This window comes from Pseudovibrio sp. SCP20, assembly GCF_057774105.1.
Window position 1 is genome coordinate 500,732 of sequence record NZ_JBYMDH010000003.1, and the last position, 16,110, is coordinate 516,841.

General features: G+C 53.4%; 18 protein-coding genes. 12 read left to right on the forward strand and 6 right to left on the reverse strand.

What is annotated here, in order from left to right; all coding sequences use genetic code 11:
• The first annotated feature begins 118 nt into the window (after nucleotides 1-118).
• The 3 genes from AC3CB2_RS14910 to AC3CB2_RS14920 are packed head-to-tail and all read left to right on the forward strand — an operon-like array spanning nucleotide 119 to nucleotide 2,733.
• A complete protein-coding gene (locus AC3CB2_RS14910) occupies nucleotides 119-595 on the forward strand; it encodes a MarR family winged helix-turn-helix transcriptional regulator (protein ID WP_352933793.1) in 477 nt (158 codons plus the stop codon).
• 9 nt (nucleotides 596-604) lie between these two features.
• Entirely contained in the window at nucleotides 605-1,306 is a 702-nt protein-coding gene (locus tag AC3CB2_RS14915; protein WP_008547432.1) for a response regulator, read from the forward strand.
• Between the two features lie 44 nt (nucleotides 1,307-1,350).
• Nucleotides 1,351-2,733 (forward strand): ATP-binding protein, encoded by a 1,383-nt coding sequence (locus tag AC3CB2_RS14920; RefSeq protein WP_352933796.1) that lies wholly within the window; start codon nucleotides 1,351-1,353, stop codon nucleotides 2,731-2,733.
• Between the two features lie 563 nt (nucleotides 2,734-3,296).
• Here AC3CB2_RS14920 and AC3CB2_RS14925 read toward each other — a convergent pair.
• The 5 genes from AC3CB2_RS14925 to AC3CB2_RS14945 form a co-directional block, all read right to left on the reverse strand.
• On the reverse strand, nucleotides 3,297-3,653 hold the full coding sequence (locus tag AC3CB2_RS14925; protein ID WP_352933799.1) for a tRNA-binding protein: 357 nt from the start codon (nucleotides 3,651-3,653) through the stop codon (nucleotides 3,297-3,299).
• 36 nt (nucleotides 3,654-3,689) lie between these two features.
• A complete protein-coding gene (locus AC3CB2_RS14930) occupies nucleotides 3,690-4,382 on the reverse strand; it encodes a hypothetical protein (RefSeq protein ID WP_008547577.1) in 693 nt (230 codons plus the stop codon).
• Nucleotides 4,383-4,655: 273 nt separating this feature from the next.
• Nucleotides 4,656-5,477: a pyrroline-5-carboxylate reductase gene (proC, locus tag AC3CB2_RS14935; protein ID WP_425328949.1), complete on the reverse strand. Its 822-nt coding sequence runs from the start codon at nucleotides 5,475-5,477 to the stop codon at nucleotides 4,656-4,658.
• Complete coding sequence (locus AC3CB2_RS14940; protein WP_008547464.1) at nucleotides 5,474-5,974, reverse strand: type III secretion system chaperone family protein; 501 nt, start codon at nucleotides 5,972-5,974, stop codon at nucleotides 5,474-5,476. The genes proC and AC3CB2_RS14940 overlap by 4 nt, the downstream gene beginning before the upstream one ends.
• 295 nt (nucleotides 5,975-6,269) lie before the next feature.
• The gene (locus tag AC3CB2_RS14945; protein ID WP_054784924.1) at nucleotides 6,270-6,554 is read right to left on the reverse strand and encodes an accessory factor UbiK family protein; all 285 of its coding nucleotides are present in this window, start codon (nucleotides 6,552-6,554) and stop codon (nucleotides 6,270-6,272) included.
• A gap of 204 nt (nucleotides 6,555-6,758) precedes the next feature.
• On the opposite strand from AC3CB2_RS14945, the gene lgt reads away from it, so the two are divergent.
• From lgt to ychF, 9 genes are all read left to right on the forward strand, one after another.
• A complete protein-coding gene (lgt, locus tag AC3CB2_RS14950; RefSeq protein WP_352933803.1) occupies nucleotides 6,759-7,592 on the forward strand; it encodes a prolipoprotein diacylglyceryl transferase in 834 nt (277 codons plus the stop codon).
• The gene (locus AC3CB2_RS14955; protein WP_352933806.1) at nucleotides 7,589-8,680 is read left to right on the forward strand and encodes a class I SAM-dependent methyltransferase; all 1,092 of its coding nucleotides are present in this window, start codon (nucleotides 7,589-7,591) and stop codon (nucleotides 8,678-8,680) included. Before lgt ends, AC3CB2_RS14955 begins: the two co-directional genes overlap by 4 nt.
• A 24-nt stretch (nucleotides 8,681-8,704) precedes the next feature.
• Nucleotides 8,705-9,472 carry a peptidoglycan editing factor PgeF gene (pgeF, locus tag AC3CB2_RS14960; protein ID WP_352933809.1) on the forward strand — a complete coding sequence of 256 codons (768 nt, stop codon included), beginning with the start codon at nucleotides 8,705-8,707 and terminating at the stop codon, nucleotides 9,470-9,472.
• Nucleotides 9,473-9,525: 53 nt separating this feature from the next.
• Nucleotides 9,526-10,704, forward strand: coding sequence for a M24 family metallopeptidase (locus tag AC3CB2_RS14965; protein ID WP_352933811.1), 1,179 nt, complete (start codon nucleotides 9,526-9,528; stop codon nucleotides 10,702-10,704).
• A gap of 76 nt (nucleotides 10,705-10,780) precedes the next feature.
• Nucleotides 10,781-11,284: a hypothetical protein gene (locus AC3CB2_RS14970; RefSeq protein ID WP_041768747.1), complete on the forward strand. Its 504-nt coding sequence runs from the start codon at nucleotides 10,781-10,783 to the stop codon at nucleotides 11,282-11,284.
• Between the two features lie 235 nt (nucleotides 11,285-11,519).
• Nucleotides 11,520-12,455: a ribose-phosphate pyrophosphokinase gene (locus tag AC3CB2_RS14975; protein WP_008547515.1), complete on the forward strand. Its 936-nt coding sequence runs from the start codon at nucleotides 11,520-11,522 to the stop codon at nucleotides 12,453-12,455.
• A gap of 214 nt (nucleotides 12,456-12,669) precedes the next feature.
• The gene (locus AC3CB2_RS14980) at nucleotides 12,670-13,284 is read left to right on the forward strand and encodes a 50S ribosomal protein L25/general stress protein Ctc (protein ID WP_008548139.1); all 615 of its coding nucleotides are present in this window, start codon (nucleotides 12,670-12,672) and stop codon (nucleotides 13,282-13,284) included.
• Between the two features lie 31 nt (nucleotides 13,285-13,315).
• Complete coding sequence (pth, locus tag AC3CB2_RS14985; protein ID WP_352933815.1) at nucleotides 13,316-14,080, forward strand: aminoacyl-tRNA hydrolase; 765 nt, start codon at nucleotides 13,316-13,318, stop codon at nucleotides 14,078-14,080.
• Complete coding sequence (gene ychF / locus AC3CB2_RS14990; RefSeq protein ID WP_014286748.1) at nucleotides 14,081-15,181, forward strand: redox-regulated ATPase YchF; 1,101 nt, start codon at nucleotides 14,081-14,083, stop codon at nucleotides 15,179-15,181.
• 77 nt (nucleotides 15,182-15,258) lie between these two features.
• On the opposite strand, the gene AC3CB2_RS14995 is transcribed toward ychF, so the two are convergent.
• Nucleotides 15,259-16,068, reverse strand: coding sequence for a DeoR/GlpR family DNA-binding transcription regulator (locus AC3CB2_RS14995; protein WP_352933818.1), 810 nt, complete (start codon nucleotides 16,066-16,068; stop codon nucleotides 15,259-15,261).
• Nucleotides 16,069-16,110: the final 42 nt, after the last annotated feature.

A 16,110-nucleotide genomic window follows, 5' to 3' on the forward strand; every position in this document is an offset into this window, starting at 1 on the left:
GTTGAGTTCTTTCCTTTCTTCAGCGATGAGTAACTTGTAACTATCATTCTGAAATAAGTCAACATAGCTGACGTATTTTTTATGAGATTAAAAAATAGGCAGTTATCCGGGACAGGAAATGAACAAAAAAGACAGCGATTCACCACGGTTTGACCTTATTGAACTGTTTTTCTTCGCTTATCGCGACTTTACAGGTGATCCGGATGTGCTTCTTGATGAACTGGGTTTTGGCCGTGCCCATCACCGTGTTCTCCATTTTGTGCACAGAAACCCGGGAATCAGAGTCTCCGACTTGCTCGATATTTTGAAGATTACAAAGCAAAGTCTGGGACGCGTTTTGAAACAGTTGGTGGATGAAGACTTCATTTGTCAGGAACCCGGAGCGTTGGACCGCCGCCAGCGCCTGCTTTATACCACTGAAAAGGGTACAGAATTTTGTGCCCAGCTGTCCAAACTTCAGTCGCAGCGTATTAATAAGGCGATCTCCTTGATGCCCAATGGCAGTGATGAGATTGTCCGTCAGTTTTTATATCTTATGATCGATGAGAACGATCGCAGCGAAGTTGCCCGTCTCATTGGCAAACAAACAGATTGAGGAATTACCGTGGCCCGCTCTGCTCTTCTGGAAGATGATGCACCTCACATTCTCCTGATTGATGACGACAGTCGTATCCGTGACCTCCTCAACAGGTTCCTTGGAGAAAACGGCTTCCGCGTCACCGTCGCCAAAGACGCAGAAGAAGCACGCCGCAGATTATCCGGTCTGGAGTTCGACCTCCTCATTCTCGACGTCATGATGCCGGGCGAAAGCGGAATTGAGCTCGCCAAAGACCTGCGCCGCTCCAAAGCTGTCCCAATCCTCATGCTCACTGCCCGCTCCGAAATCGAAGACCGCATCGAAGGTCTGGAAGCTGGCGTCGACGATTACGTCTCCAAACCCTTCGAGCCACGCGAACTCCTCCTGCGAATTTCCGCCATCCTCCGTCGAGGTGGCCCAAAACCAAAGATGAAACTGGAAGTCCTGTCCTTCGGTCCGTTCCAGTACAACGCCGAGCGCGGTGAACTGAAACGTAATGACGAACACGTCCGCCTGACAGACCGCGAAAAACAGATCCTCAACACCTTTGCAGAAAAGCCAGGACAAACTGTAGCACGAACTGATCTGGTGGGAGCAGATGCCTCCCTCGGTGAACGCACAATCGATGTTCAGGTAAACCGCTTGAGAAGAAAGATTGAGGAAGATCCCGGCAATCCCTTGTACCTGCAAACTGTGCGTGGGATAGGTTATCGGCTTATTACCAACTAGCTGTCATAGTAACAGCCAGCAGACACGCAAACAGTGAGAGGACTATGGGCTTATCAGACCGGTTCAAACTCCCACAATGGGTCAGAACGCTTTTAACGCCCTACTTCGCGGTGACAAGCTGGCTGCACTACCGCCTTCCCAAAGGCCTGTATGTCCGCGCCCTTCTGATCATCGTCATTCCTTTCCTGATCCTGCAATCCGTCCTCGCTTTCGTTTTCATGGAGCGCCACTATGACCTCGTGACCCGGCGCCTCTCTGAAGCTGTAGTCAGAGAAATCGCCGCTGTCGTCGACATGACTGAAACATACGCCCATGACGATAACTATGCGACACTCAAACGGATTAGTGCCGGAGCTCTGGGTCTGTCAGTCTCTGTGCTCCCCAAAGAGCCGCTTCCAGCACCAAAACCGAAGCCCCTCTTTGACCTTGTTGATCGATACATGACCCGCGAAATCGCAGCGCGTATCGGCAAGCCTTTCTGGATCGATACAGTTGGTGCGGCTCGTTTTGTCGAGATCCGCATTCAGCTGGAAGACAAAACCCTCCGCATCATTGCGCGGCGCAGTCAGACTTATGCCTCCAACTCACACATCTTCATCGTGTGGATGGTAGCTACGTCCCTTGTGCTGATCATCATTGCAGTGCTGTTCCTCCGAAATCAGATCCGGCCCATCGAGCAACTGGCCGATGCAGCGGAGGAGTTTGGTAAAGGCCGGCAGGTCTCCAATTTCCGTCCGCATGGTGCACGAGAAGTCCGCCGGGCAGCGCTTGCGTTCATCGATATGCGCCGCAGGATCGAGCGGCATGTAGATCAGCGCACCACCATGCTCGCTGGTGTCAGCCATGATCTGCGCACCATTCTCACCCGCTTCCGTTTGCAGCTCGCACTGCTGCCTCAATCGCCTGAGGCTGATGCACTGCGTAAGGACGTGGATGAGATGAACCGGATGCTGGAGGACTATTTGTCCTTCTCCAAAGGCTACGGCGATGAGCCTCCTGCCCCGGTCGACATCTCGCTCATGCTGGAAGATCTGGAGGTTGAGGCCGAAGTTGTTGGGGCGGATGTATCCTCGTCCTTCGACGGCGACCCACTCGTTATCGTCAAAGGCCGTGCCTTCCGGCGCTGTCTGCTGAACGTCATCTCCAACGCTGCGCGATACGGCAAGACGCTGCGCATCAAGGGCAACCGAACCCCGGATTGGCTGATCATTACGGTCGATGATGATGGCCCTGGTATCCCGCGGGAAGAGCGTGAAAACGTCTTCCGTCCATTCCATAGGCTGGACACGGCCCGCAATCAGGACAGCGGTGGCTCAGGTCTGGGTCTTGCCATTGCGCGGGATATCGTCAGAAGCCACGGTGGTGAAATCTTCCTCCGCCAATCCCCTCTGGGTGGCCTGCGCGTACGCATTCGTATCCCGATCTAACCAACGAAAAGCAAGCAGACATGCCAACAGCACCACATGGCATCCCATGCAGTGGTGAAGCTAAGTTTCCCGATGATCGGGATGAGCAAGGCGGCAGGCAACACCTGCGCTGTTTGTTAGTAATGAGTCTTCGGCATTGGCTACACGCCTTGCCCGGGCTTTCTTTTGATGAACAACGTCGCCTCTTTTGCCTATAAGGCACGATAGCCGGTTTCCCGGAAAGACAGTGGCTTATCCAGTCAGGTTTCCCTGCCCGAACAGTTCCTCCGTCTTTAACAGACACATCAGCAAAAGCAGGTATCCCTGCCGGTACATCAGCGCCCGTCACCGCGTGATACCCTATATTCCTGGGCCCTTCCCCTCAAACCATGCGGCCACGTTTGAAGTTCGGTTCACCGGACCACCGAAAGCTGCGTTACCTCTTCTGATAGCCCCGCCCAGCCTACGACACACTGACGGTCGCTCCGCCAGCAGCCCGTTACGTAGGCATGCAATTAGTATGGGCACACTCTGAAGGCAGGGGGATAAGTTTTCATCTCCCTGCCCGAACAACCACATAAGGGTCAGTGCATCCGCCCGCCATTTGGCACCTTGCTGTCAGGATGCAACAGAACAATATCGCCGTTTTCGTCAGCCAGCCCAAGGGTCAGAACCTCAGACATGAAAGGCCCGATCTGGCGTGGCGGGAAATTCACGACAGCAACCACCTGACGCCCTATCAGCGTCTCAGGCGCATAATGCGCGGTGATCTGCGCAGACGTCTTTTTGACGCCAATGTCATCGCCAAAATCAATCTTCAGCTTGTAAGCAGGCTTACGAGCCTCAGGAAAATCAACTGCTTCAATAACGGTGCCAACACGCACATCTACATTCAAAAAATCATCAATGCCGATGGTTTTAGTCGTTTCTTTTTGGTCCATATTCTTCTCAGTAACTCAAATTAAATACCAACTGCATCAGGGGCTGGCTTCAGCCCCTCCATTTGCAGCAGCTGATGGAGGTGTGCTCTGGCCTTTTGGGCGCAGCGGCCTCTGACACAAACGGCCCAACCCTTCAATAAAGGGTGCCGCCACTTTTTCGACCCGGCAAGCACGGCCCATCCACTTTTCGCCATTTGCCAACATGTCATCAACGGCGACCATAACTTTAGGATGTCCGGGTGCATCATCTTCCAGCCACACCCGCACCAGCCGCTCAAAGCCCAGTGCCAACGCATTCGACATGCCCACATTGCGCAAGCCAAACTCTTCAATACCGGCAGCAACCAGCATCCACTTCATGGAGCGTGTCACCAGCTTATGCATGTGCATGGCCAGAGCGGGATCTTTAACAACTGTTCTGCGTAGATTTCGGATGGCTTCTCTGTGTGGCTCCATGAGATCCAGACGACACATCAGCACATCAAACAGGCGGTCCCGAGGGGTCTCATCCATGAGATCAGGGTCCCGCTCTTTCAAAACCTTCTGATCGATCTCCCGCATAAAGGCAGCAAGCAGGTCCAGTTTGCCATTACAGCACGCACGCACCACTTCGATCTTTACACCCGCATTGTCCGCGATCGCCGCATAGGTGATTTCTTCAATCCGGTGCGTCTCCAGCAGCTCAATGAAACTCGCGACGACTTTCTGATGGGTCTTCTCAGTAGGCATGGCACGCTCCTGTATGGCCAACACTCTGAAGCGCATTCCTTTAGATTGGCTAGGACCAACCGCAGAGAACCCGCTTCATTAAAGAAGTTAGAGTGCGGGGCGTGAATGTAAATGAACGCAACGTGCTCCAACTACGCATCAACACTTAATCATACACACAGGAACACCCCACGTACAAAGAAAAAGCCTCAGTCTAGTAACCGAGGCTTTACGTCAATATCGAGTAATTTTGAAACTTGGTGGAAGCAATCTTCCAGCACTGCAGAAGCTGCCTTAATCAGCAAGTTCTGTTGCACGGTGCGCTGCCTTCGCAACCGCATCGCTCATCAGGTTGGTCAGGGCATCATCCCCCATCAGCACAGAAAGCGCTGCAGCTGTTGTGCCGCCCGGCGAGGTCACGTTCTTACGCAAAACATCTGCATCCTCAGAGGATTGGTGAAGCAGCTCACCAGAGCCAGCCACAGTTCCTCTTGCAAGCGCTTCCGCCAACTCTGCATTCAAGCCTAAACGTTGCCCAGCTGCGCTCATCGCTTCGACCAAGTGGAATACGTAGGCAGGGCCAGAACCACTTACTGCCGTTGCCAGATCAATCTGCTCTTCAGCTTCCACCCAGTAAAACACGCCGATGGATTCCAGCAGAGAACTCATCAATGCCTTCTGCGTGTCCTGAACCTCATCAGAGGCATACCCAGCAGTCACACCACGGCCCACCTGCGAAGGTGTATTTGGAATAACGCGAACCACCGGCTGCCCGGCACCAAAGTTATCTTTAAACCGCTTGATGGTCGTACCGGCAGCTACCGAAAGCACCACGCTCTGCTCATCTGCCAAACCTTTAAGCGTCGGCAGCACCTCTTCCATCATTTGTGGCTTGATAGCGAGCAGAAGCACACCGGCGACAACACCGTCAGGCACGCTTTTGTGCCAAGCCAAATCATGCGCTTGGATGGTCTCAATCGTTTCAGCAGGTGGGTTTGGGTCAACAACAACCACGTGTTCTGGTGCCATATCCTGCTTCATCCAGCCGGACAGCATGGCACCACCCATTTTGCCTGCTCCAATCAGAACAAGCGGACGTTCATTCATTAATTTCATGCATCACCGGCAGTTTCAAACATCACTGTTTCCATCGCTTCCTGAGCGGTCTTGCCTGCCCAGACGACAAACTGGAATGCCTGATAGTACCGTTCGCATGAATCCAAAGAATTGGAAAAAAGGACTTCAATCTGAGAAGAATTGGCTTCTGCACCACCAGCCAAAAGCAAAGACTGGCGGAAAATAACAACACCTTCGCGGCCCCAGATATCAAAGTGACCCATCCATTGCTGCTCATTGATCAACGCAAGCAGGCGGACAATCTCATCTTTGCGGGGGGCTGGGACTTTCAGATCGAATGCGCTTGCCATATGCAGCGCTTCCAACTCTTCCATCCACGAGAAGGTTACGTGATAGTCGCACCAAGTCCCTGTAACCGAAATGGAAATTTCATCATCACCAAGTCGTTCAAAGGACCAGTCGTTACCGGTTGCAAGGTTTTCGATCGTATCAACCGGATTCAGGGGGCGTTCCGTGCCGAACTCAATAAGGCTCATTTCCGGTCCTCTTTCCGTTTGAGGAATGGTTTATCTACCCACTCCGGACGGACGCGGGTTGAGTGATCATGGACCAGACACTTACGTGCTCTTTAGATAGAAGCATGCGCTACAAAGGAAGTTCCACCAAGAAGGTTTCACGGGAACTATTGATGCAACACATCGAATCCCTTTTTTTGCCAATATACCGATAGACTTGGACATTCCCCTATAGGGGGAACAGACAGTTCATTGCGAAAATTGTGGACGACTCAAAGCCGCCCACAGCATATTCACATGTAATTTTCAGCGGGCATTATGCCTTGTCTTCAGGGGCAGCTTTTTCGTCCTGATCCGCAAGGCGCTTTTCCAGAGCTGCAAGGCGCTCTTCCAGCTTTTCTACGTCATCCAGTGCCTTGATCGCCATGTCTTTGACTGTGTCAAACTCATCGCGGGACACCAGATCCATATCCGACATGAAACGCTCGATCTGCGCTCGGAATGCGGTTTCGACTTCCCGCTTGGCACCCTGTGCAACACCAGCTGCATCGGTCATCAGCTTAGCAAACTCGTCGAACATGCGATTAGGAGACTGGCTCATGGCGTCCTCTTAAAATTTATCTCTCTCAAACAAGTATTGGTCTGGCCCGCCACTTTCAAGCGTTGAGAGCCGTTTTGCGCCCAGAACCCTAAAGAACCTGTCAGTAAAATGCCGAAAGCTTGTGTTGAACACCTTCCATAAACCACTTGACCATTTCCTCCACTTGTCGGAATGCTCGCTCAGTTAACAACAGAAGGGTTTCCTATGCCGCTCCTAGCCATACCGTTCCCGATGATTGATCCGGTTCTGATTGAGTTCGGACCACTGGCCATCCGTTGGTATGCGCTGGCATATATCGCCGGAATTCTTCTCGCATGGCGCTACATGGTCGTGACCGTGCGCAACACCAATCTGTGGGGCAAGACAGCTCATCCAACAGGAACCGACATCGACGACTTCGTCATGTGGGCAACACTCGGCATCGTGCTGGGTGGTCGTCTGGGATACGTGCTGTTCTACAATCTGCCCTACTATCTGGCGAACCCGGCCGAGATCCTTGCAGTCTGGCAAGGCGGTATGGCCTTCCATGGCGGCCTGCTGGGCATGATTGTCGTGCTGTTCATCTATTCCAGAGCCCGCGGCCTGTCCGGCTGGACCATGTTTGATCTTGCTGCCATCGCTGCACCGATCGGCCTCTTCTTCGGACGCATCGCCAACTTCATCAACTCCGAACTTTGGGGCCGTGTCACGGATGTGCCGTGGGCTGTTGTGTTCCCCAATGGCGGACCAGAACCAAGACACCCAAGCCAGCTTTACGAAGCAGCACTGGAAGGAGCCCTGTTATTCCTCGTGCTGCGCCTGCTGTCTCACCGCTTCAAGCTGCTGCAAAAGCCCGGCGTGCTCGCAGGCAGCTTCGCAATTGGCTACGGTCTGGCGCGCACCTTTGTAGAGTTCTACCGCGTTCCGGATGCACACATTGGCTATCTATCCGGCTTCTTCACCATGGGTATGCTGCTGAGCCTGCCAATGGTTCTGATCGGTATTGTCATCGTGGTTTGGGCACTTAAAAGAAATACGGAAAACAAAGAAGCAAAATGACCGGTTCTGCATCCACGCCTCTTCAGGAAAAAATCAAAAAACGCATTGCGGATCATGGTCCGATGACCGTTGCCGAGTACATGGGGCTGTGCCTGTCTGATCCTGAGCACGGCTATTACATGCGACAACAGCCCTTTGGCGCAAAAGGCGACTTCACCACAGCGCCAGAGATCTCTCAGCTGTTCGGCGAGCTTATCGGCGCATGGTTTCTGCACCAGTGGTTATCGCAAGATCTCAAAGGACCTGTTCATCTGGTAGAAATGGGTCCGGGCCGCGGCACGCTGATGAAAGACATCCTGCGCGTGATCTCACTACGCCCGCAGATGCTTGCGAACATTCAGATCCATCTGGTCGAAACCAGCCCGTCCTTGCGCAAAGCACAGCGTAAGCTGCTGAAGGCTTACTCCATCAAATGGCACGACACGCTGGACACCATCCCGGAAGGCCCGACACTTCTCGTCGCCAACGAGCTGTTCGACGCCCTGCCAATCCACCAGTACCAGCTGACAGACACCGGCTGGCGCGAACGCTGTGTTGGTCTGGATGAGGATGGCAACCTCACGTTCGGCATCGGCTCAGGCACTTTGTCACCAGCAGACGTCGCCAAAGCGAACCTGCAGGCAAAGATCGGCGACACACTGGAACTGTCACCAGCATCCAACGCCATTGCCTCCCAGATCGGCCACCGCCTCAAAGCAAATGGCGGCGCAGCACTGCTGATCGACTACGGTTACGCCAAAACTGTCACCGGCGACACCTTCCAGGCCCTCAAGAAGCACGAGTACGTCTCCACTTTGGAACACTGCGGCGAAGCGGATCTCACCGCACACGTCAACTTTCAGGCACTGGCAAACGCAGCCGCAGCAGAAGGCGCCAACGCGCATGGCCCAATCGGACAAGGCCAGTTCCTGCTCGGCCTCGGTCTGCTGGAACGCGCTGGCCAGCTTGGTGCAGGCAAATCCACGCTGGATCAGGACCAGATCCGCAAAGATGTGGAGCGCCTTGCCGCCGATGATCAGATGGGCACCCTATTCAAAGTCCTCTGCATCACCAACACTTCAGAACAACCAATTCCTTTCCAGAATTAAACCAGTCGAACGCGGGAGAAGCCAATGATTAAAGTGCCAGAGCTTGAAGCAATGCAACGCATCTCACATGGCTTCTTCACCCGCGAAGGCGGTGTCTCCTCCGGCATCTACAAGGGCCTCAACGTCGGCCTCGGCTCCAGCGACAATCGCGAAGATGTGCTTGAAAACCGCCGTCGCGTTGCCGAAAAGCTCGGCACCACACCAGAGCATCTGGTCACGCCCTACCAGATCCACTCCACCAAGGTCCTGAGTGTATCCGGCCCCTTCGCTGAAGAAGACGACAAACGCGCAGACGCTCTTGTCACCAACACACCTGGTGTTGCCATCGGCATTCTGACAGCGGACTGCGGCCCGATCCTGTTTGTTGATCCGGAAAACGGCGTCATCGGCGCAGCCCATTCCGGCTGGAAAGGTGCAGTAGATGGCATCTTGCCCAACACCGTGAAAGCCATGAAACAGCTTGGCGCAGATCCAGCTAACATCACCGCAGTGATGGGCCCGATGATCTCCCAGAAAGCCTATGAAGTCGGCCCAGAGTTTGCCCTGCGCTTCCTTGAGCAATCTCAGGACAACCAACGCTTCTTTGTGCCTTCCGAAAAGCCACTGCACAGTATGTTCGACCTACCTGCCTTCATCAAAGCACAGCTCGACCAACTGGGCCTGAAAGAAGTCATCGACCTGAAACTCTGCACCTATGCAGATGCGGATAGGTTCTTCTCCTACCGAAGAACCACCCATAACAAAGAACCGGATTACGGGCGCCAAATATCAACTATCATGTTAACCGCCTGATTGTACTGACGGGCGAGCAAGAGTAAGTTCTGTTTCAGATTGCGTTGCAAACTATGGATTGGGAGAAAACCATGGCCCTGCACTTTTCACCGGAAGAATTTGCTGAGCGCCGTACTGCTCTGGACGCAAAACTCAAAGAGCGCAATCTGGACTGCCTGCTGATCTTCGCGCAGGAAAGCATGTACTGGCTGACAGGCTTCGACACCTTCGGCTACTGCTTCTTCCAATGCTTGATCTATCGCCCGGGCGAAGAACCAATCCTCCTCACCCGCTCTGCGGACCTTAGACAAGCCCGCAACACCTCCAACCTCAAAGACATCCGCCTCTGGATGGATGTGGCTGGCAAATCTCCGGTTGGTCAGGTGAAAGAACTGCTGTTCGACCTCGACCTGCTCGGCACACGCATCGGCGTGGAATACGACACCCACGGCCTCACTGCTGCCAATGGCCGCCTGTTGGACGAGTCTCTCCATTCCTTCGCAGACGTGGATGACGCCTCCGACATCATCAAGGAACTCCGTCTGGTCAAATCACCAACCGAGTTGGAATACGTCAGAACCGCTGGCAAACTCGCCGATCAGGCCTTCCTCGCTGCTATGGAAGAGATCAAGCCGGGAGCAGATGAAGGCCGCATCCTTGCAAAGATGCAAAGCACCATCTTTGAGGGTGGCGGTGATTATCCCGCCAACGAGTTCGTCATCGGCTCCGGCCCGGACGCCCTACTCTGCCGTTACAAGTCTGGCCGCAGAACACTCTCAGAAAATGATCAGCTCACACTGGAGTGGGCCGGTGTTTACCGTCATTACCACGCAGCCGCCATCCGCACCGTTATTCTGGGCGAACCAACCCCGCGCCATCTGGAGCTTCATCAAGCTGCAAAAGACGCGATGATTGCCGTTGAACAGGCCATGCAGGTTGGCAACACCTTTGGCGATCTGTTTGCCGCGCACGCTCATATTCTGGATGATCGCGGCCTGATGCCACACCGCCTCAATGCCTGCGGATATTCCCTTGGCGCCCGCTTCACACCAAGCTGGATGGAGCCGCCGTATATGGCCTTCAAAGAAAATGCACATGAAATTCAGGAAAACATGGTGTTGTTTATGCACATGATCATCATGGATTCCGACAGCGAAACTGCCATGACTTTGGGCCAAACTTACATCACACACGAAGATGGGCCAGAAAGCTTATCACAGCTTTCTCTCGACCTCCCTGTGAAGGCAGGGTAAAGACTGCCATAATTATTCTTTACGAATCTACTGGGGCACCCCTCGCTGATTCTTTGAGTGGACTTTAAGGACTGACATGCTGAAGCTCGTACTTTCACCTCGGGTATTAATCATTGCCGCTATGGCAATTCTTGCAGGCTGTGCGGCAAACCCTATTCCCCCGTCCAGCATCGGGGACATGATTGAAACCAAGTCTGCTCCTCCTGCTGTATCTCCGGCCAAAGCAACGTTCGCGTTCGAACAGCTGACCGGCCTACCTGGCAACATTGCCGATGATCTCTCCGAGGAACTGGGGAATCGCGCAGCAGCAGCGAATCTCAACCTCGTTAGACGCGTTGGTGCGCCAGCAACCTACCGAGTCAAAGGATTCTTGACCGCAGCGGGTGACCAGTACACCACCACCGTCTTCTATGTATTTGATATTATTGATGCAAACGGCAACCGCGTTCACAGAATTGACGGCCAAGAGCAGACAGGCGGCAACTCTGGCGACCCATGGAACGATGTTTCCAGCGACGCGCTGCAGAGAATTGCCTCAAGAACTATTGCTTCTTTAGAAGCATGGTTACACAGCAAGTGACCTAATAAAATCAAATAGATACACAATTATGCAGCTCAGCTTTTGCAAAAAAGCTGAGCTGCTGTGCGTTCTGGCTATTGTCGGCTTAAGACGAGGTTGCTAAAAGGCGCCCCAAGGCGACCCGTTAGGGTGCCTTACCAGAAGAAATCGGGTTCCACCAAGGGACGCAAATTTCCACCTCACTACCGGCGAAAGCCGGGTTGTGAGATCAAAGCCCAAGAAGGACTTGCGGGTTATGAAAATCGTCGCGGGTAACTCCAATCGCGCGCTGGCTGAGCAAATTTCAAAGTATCTTGATGTACCATTGGCGAAGTGCCAGGTTCGCCGCTTTGCAGACCAAGAAATCTACGTTGAAATCCAGGAGAACGTACGCGGTGAAGACGTCTTCGTCATTCAGCCAACAAGCTATCCGGCTAATGACCACCTGATGGAACTGCTCATCATTATTGATGCGCTTCGTCGTTCCTCAGCACGTCGTATTACCGCAGTGGTTCCATACTTTGGCTACGCCCGTCAGGACCGTAAGCCGGCGCCTCGTACGCCAGTCTCTGCGAAACTTGTTGCCAATCTGATCACCAACGCCGGTGCTGACCGAGTGCTCACACTCGACCTGCATGCAGGCCAGATTCAGGGCTTCTTCGATATTCCAACCGACAACCTCTACGGCGCGCCTGTGATGACCCGTGACATCAAAGAGCGCTACGACACAACCAACGTCATGGTTGTTTCTCCGGATGTTGGCGGCGTGGTTCGCGCACGTGCACTTGCAAAGCGCATCGAAGCTCCTCTGTCCATCGTTGATAAGCGTCGCGACAAGCCTGGAGAATCCGAAGTCATGAACATCATCGGTGATGTAAATGGCTACGACTGTATCCTCGTGGACGACATCGTGGACTCTGGTGGAACTCTCTGCAACGCAGCGGATGCTCTGCTCAACGCTGGTGCAAAATCTGTAACCGCCTACATCACGCACGGCGTGCTGTCCGGTGGCGCAGTTGCACGCGTTTCTGCATCCAAGCTCAAGGAACTGGTGATCACCGATTCCATCGAGCCAACCGCTGCTGTTCAGGCTGCTCCGAACATCCGCACTATTTCTATCGCCCCTCTGATGGGCGAAGCGATCAACCGCACATCGCAGGAACGTTCTGTTTCCAGCTTGTTCGATTCATAATTCGCTTTAATCACAGACTTTGAGAAACCGGGGTACGCCCCGGTTTTTCTTATTGTAGGCTCTACGGTTGCTCTTGCTCTTTAAAGGAAGTTCAGCTATACGAGCCGCGTACGTCGACACCCTTGGAGGAGGCGTACAAAGTTGGCCGTAGTTGAGCGCAGAATTCTGTCGCTCCCGCGGCCTTACTTTTATTATCAAACTAGGAGATTCCACCATGGCAAACAGCTATGAGCTGAAAGCACAGGTGCGTGAACGGGCCGGCAAGGGGGCCGCTCGTGCAGCTCGTCGTGAAGGTCTTGTACCAGCAGTAATCTACGGCGACAAAAAAGAAGCAGTATCCATCAACCTGCCTCTTAAAGAAGCAACCATGACCCTTCATAAGGGCGGTTTCCTGTCTCACGTCGGTACAATCGACCTGAACGGCGAAAAAACTTCTGTAATCGCAAAAGACTTCCAGCTGCATCCGGTTAAAGACACTCTGATGCACGTTGACTTCCTGCGCGTTTCTGCAGACGCTACTCTGACAGTTGAAATCCCAGTGAAGTTCCTGAACGAAGAAACTTCCCCAGGTCTGAAGCGCGGTGGTGTTCTGAACGTTGTTCGTCACACTGTTGAAATGACTGTTCCAGCAACTGCTATCCCAGAAGCTATCGAAGTTGATCTGGCTGAAGCAGACCTCGGCTCTTCCCAGCACATCTCTGCTGTTAAGCTGCCAGCTGGTTGCGCGCCAACCATCACCGACCGTGACTTCACCATCTCCACCATTGCAGCTCCTGCAGGTCTGAAAGAAGCTGACGAAGCTTCTGAAGAAGGTGAAGGCGAAGAGTAATTCTCAGAATTCAGGGCTTGGAACCATACCTATGAAGCTGTTTGTCGGCCTCGGTAATCCAGGCCCTAAATACGAGAATAATCGTCACAATATCGGGTTCATGGCGGCAGATGAAATTCATCGCCGCCATAGCTCATTCAGCCCATGGCGGGCTCGCTTTCAGGCACATGTTTCTGAAGGCACATTGGCGGGCGAAAAAGTCCTGCTCATGAAGCCAACAACCTACATGAACGAAAGTGGTCGTTCCGTAGGCGAAGCACTCCGTTTCTACAAACTCACTCCACAAGATGTTGTCGTGCTCTATGACGAGCTGGACCTGCCTCCTGCCAAGTTCCGCCTGAAAAACGGCGGTGGTCATGGCGGCCACAATGGTCTGCGCTCCATCACAGCACACATCACAGATGCCTATCGTCGTGTTCGCCTCGGCATCGGTCACCCGGGCCATAAGGACCGTGTGCATCAGTGGGTATTGGGTGACTTTGCAAAAGCGGATCAGGAGTGGTTGGAACCTCTTTTAGAGGCCATCGCAGACAACGCCCCTCTCCTTGCTCAGCATCAGGACAACCAGTTCGCCAACAAGGTGACACTGGCAACCCGCCCGGAAGGCTCTGGCAAACCTTATAAAAAGGAAAGCTCACGCGATGCGGCTGCAAAGAAAAAGCAGGATACCGCCAAGCCTGAGCCAGAAAAAAAGCCAGCACCTAAAGCAACCGGCTATCAGGACAAAGAAGCTAACAAAAAAGGGCCGCTCGCCTCAGCGCTTGAGCAGCTATTTGGATCGAAAGGACAAGAGTAAATGGGTTTTCAGTGCGGCATCGTCGGCTTGCCTAACGTTGGTAAGTCTACCCTCTTCAACGCTCTGACCAAGACAGCAGCAGCTCAGGCAGCGAACTATCCGTTCTGCACCATTGAGCCGAACACCGGTGATGTTGCTGTTCCGGATCCACGTCAGTCCAAGATCGCTGCAATTGCGCAGTCTAAGGAAATCATCCCGACCCGCCTGACCTTTGTGGACATCGCAGGTCTGGTACGCGGTGCATCCAAGGGTGAAGGTCTGGGCAACCAGTTCCTCGCGAACATCCGCGAAGTAGACGCGATCGCACACGTTCTGCGCTGCTTCGAGAACGATGACATCACGCACGTGGATGGCAAGATCGACCCAATCGCTGACGCTGAAACTGTCGAAACCGAACTGATGGTTTCTGACATGGAAAGCCTTGAAAAGCGCATCGCGCCGCTCGAGAAAAAAGCGAAGTCAGGCGACAAAGACGCAAAAGCAGCCCTGCCAATCATGGAGCAGGCTCTCGCGATCCTTCAGGACGGCAAGCCAGTACGCGCACTCGGTCTGACTGACCCAGAAGAAATCAAGCAGCTGAAAATGCTCAACCTACTGACTTCCAAGCCAGTCCTCTACGTGTGTAACGTGGAAGAAGAATCCGCTGACAAAGGCAACAGCCTCTCTGCAAAGGTTCAGGCCATGGCTGAAGAGCAAGGTGCAGCCTCTGTTGTCATCTCCGCAGCAATCGAAGCTGAAATCGCTCAGCTGGAAGATGAAGAGCAGCGTGAGTACATGGCAGACATGGGTCTGGAAGAGCCTGGCCTCGACCGCCTGATCCGCGCAGGTTACGGCCTTCTGGAGCTGATCACCTACTTCACAGCAGGTCCAAAAGAAACCCGCGCATGGACCATTGTTGCTGGTACGAAAGCACCTCAGGCAGCTGGCGTGATCCACACCGACTTTGAACGCGGCTTCATCCGCGCGCAGACCATCGCATACAACGACTACGTTGAGCTTGGCGGTGAAACCCCAGCAAAAGAAGCTGGTAAGGCGCGCGACGAAGGCAAGGAATACATTGTTCAGGACGGCGACGTACTGCTGTTCAAGTTCAACACCTGATCGGCGATCCAACATCGCAAGAAACACAAAAGGCGCTCAATCGAGCGCCTTTTTTAGTTTGGAAATAATGAAAAAAATCAAATATCGAGCAACACAATTTCGCTGGAGGCTTCCGCTTCCACATCAGCCACGTGCACGTCCCTCACACCCTGAGCAACGAGGCTATCCAGAATGCTCGGCTCAACACCACTGTCGACAATCAGCATGTCCGCCTGAGCGCAGGAGTTGGCCACAAAGCGGCTCGGCACACCGATCTTGCTGGAGTTGCACAGAACCATCGTCCGCTTGCAGGAGGCCATCACAGCCCGCGCAAACTTGGCCTCTTCCTCCACGTAGTACATGAGGTCGCCTTCCGCAGACAAACCAACGGGACAAATGATCCCCCAGTCCGCGTTCAGTCCAGCAACCGTATCCAGAGCAATTGGACCCAACGCCCCCTGCCCGTCTGTGTAAAGGTGCCCACCAATCACATGAATATCCGCAGCTGTCTCCGCTCCAATAATCATGGAGGCAACCGCATAAGAGTTGGTCGAAACTCTAATCTGCTCAACCTGCGCAAGGTGCTGCGCAAGAATGGTCATGGTACTTCCGGATTCAACGACCACATGGTCGCCTTCCTGAATGAAAGAGGCAGCAAGACGTCCAATGGCATACTTCTCGATGTAATGGCTGCGCAGCCTTACCCGATAAGCATCCTGATCTCGCGGCATAAGAAAACATATCGAATTGTCAAAGAGCTCAAACTCCTCACGTTCTGACAAAACCTTTGCCAGACTTGTGAGCTCTTCAAAGTCCATTCCCAAAATATCTGCAGCAGCAGTCAAAGAAATACGTCTGTGGCGTTTCACCAGATTGGCTAGAACGTCCACCATTAAGTCATTAATCATCTAAGTAGGCCTAGATCCAAGATACTATTCCGGTAGTAAACA

Coding starts and splice junctions, on each gene's coding strand:
- AC3CB2_RS14910 (WP_352933793.1), top strand. CDS start 119: ATGAACAAAAAAGACAGCGATTCACCACGGTTTGACCTTATTGAACTG.
- AC3CB2_RS14920 (WP_352933796.1), top strand. CDS start 1,351: ATGGGCTTATCAGACCGGTTCAAACTCCCACAATGGGTCAGAACGCTT.
- AC3CB2_RS14925 (WP_352933799.1), bottom strand. CDS start 3,653: ATGGACCAAAAAGAAACGACTAAAACCATCGGCATTGATGATTTTTTG.
- AC3CB2_RS14930 (WP_008547577.1), bottom strand. CDS start 4,382: ATGCCTACTGAGAAGACCCATCAGAAAGTCGTCGCGAGTTTCATTGAG.
- proC (WP_425328949.1), bottom strand. CDS start 5,477: ATGAAATTAATGAATGAACGTCCGCTTGTTCTGATTGGAGCAGGCAAA.
- AC3CB2_RS14940 (WP_008547464.1), bottom strand. CDS start 5,974: ATGAGCCTTATTGAGTTCGGCACGGAACGCCCCCTGAATCCGGTTGAT.
- AC3CB2_RS14945 (WP_054784924.1), bottom strand. CDS start 6,554: ATGAGCCAGTCTCCTAATCGCATGTTCGACGAGTTTGCTAAGCTGATG.
- lgt (WP_352933803.1), top strand. CDS start 6,759: ATGCCGCTCCTAGCCATACCGTTCCCGATGATTGATCCGGTTCTGATT.
- AC3CB2_RS14955 (WP_352933806.1), top strand. CDS start 7,589: ATGACCGGTTCTGCATCCACGCCTCTTCAGGAAAAAATCAAAAAACGC.
- pgeF (WP_352933809.1), top strand. CDS start 8,705: ATGATTAAAGTGCCAGAGCTTGAAGCAATGCAACGCATCTCACATGGC.
- AC3CB2_RS14965 (WP_352933811.1), top strand. CDS start 9,526: ATGGATTGGGAGAAAACCATGGCCCTGCACTTTTCACCGGAAGAATTT.
- AC3CB2_RS14970 (WP_041768747.1), top strand. CDS start 10,781: ATGCTGAAGCTCGTACTTTCACCTCGGGTATTAATCATTGCCGCTATG.
- AC3CB2_RS14975 (WP_008547515.1), top strand. CDS start 11,520: ATGAAAATCGTCGCGGGTAACTCCAATCGCGCGCTGGCTGAGCAAATT.
- AC3CB2_RS14980 (WP_008548139.1), top strand. CDS start 12,670: ATGGCAAACAGCTATGAGCTGAAAGCACAGGTGCGTGAACGGGCCGGC.
- pth (WP_352933815.1), top strand. CDS start 13,316: ATGAAGCTGTTTGTCGGCCTCGGTAATCCAGGCCCTAAATACGAGAAT.
- ychF (WP_014286748.1), top strand. CDS start 14,081: ATGGGTTTTCAGTGCGGCATCGTCGGCTTGCCTAACGTTGGTAAGTCT.
- AC3CB2_RS14995 (WP_352933818.1), bottom strand. CDS start 16,068: ATGATTAATGACTTAATGGTGGACGTTCTAGCCAATCTGGTGAAACGC.